Below are 667 nucleotides of genomic sequence, written 5' to 3' on the forward strand. Positions count from 1 at the left end.
CGGTGGCGGTGTCGATGGTGGTGCTGCCGCGCACCAGGTGGGGGGAACTCATCACCCAGGGTATCGCGTCGGTGACGTATTGGCAGAACTGGCGGCTGGCGGTGGTGAGTGCTGATTATTTTGCGGCGAATCGTGGTGTGGCGTCGCCGTTGCAGCATTTGTGGTCGATGTCGATGCAGGGGCAGGTTTTTCTGGCGTGGCCGTTGTTGATGGCGTTGTGTGTGGTGCTGGCCAGGGCACTGCACGCCAAACCACGGCTCGTTGTCCTCACGGCGTTCCTCTTGACCACTGCGGTGTCGCTGTACTGGCTGGTCGCCGTGGCGTCGCGCGGCCGCGCCATTTATTTTGATACGCGGGCTCGGGTGTGGGAGTTTGCGTTGGGTTCGGCTGTGGCGGCTGCTGCGCCGTGGATCAGGCCGCGTGGTGTGGTGGCGTTGGTGTTGTCGTGGGTCGGGTTTGTGACGCTTGTTGTTTATTGTGTGGTGCCGATTGGTCATTATCCGGGGCCGATGGCTGCGGTGCCGATGTTGGCGGTGAGTGTGATTCTGCTGGCTGATGCGGCTCCGGTGGGGGGTTCGGTTCAGCGGTTGTTGTCGTGGCGTCCGTTGGTGGCGTTGGGTGACATGTCGTACAGCGTGTACTTGATCCACTGGCCCGTCTTCGTGCT

General features: G+C 62.2%; 1 protein-coding gene. It reads left to right on the plus strand.

Features of this window, described 5'->3' with window-relative positions; genetic code table 11:
• A partial coding sequence (locus PROPJV5_RS12285) for an acyltransferase family protein (RefSeq protein WP_147385456.1) occupies positions 1-667 on the plus strand: 667 nt, incomplete at both ends.

The sequence above is a fragment of the Propionibacterium ruminifibrarum genome, from assembly GCF_900289195.1.
Lineage (GTDB): Bacteria > Actinomycetota > Actinomycetes > Propionibacteriales > Propionibacteriaceae > Propionibacterium > Propionibacterium ruminifibrarum.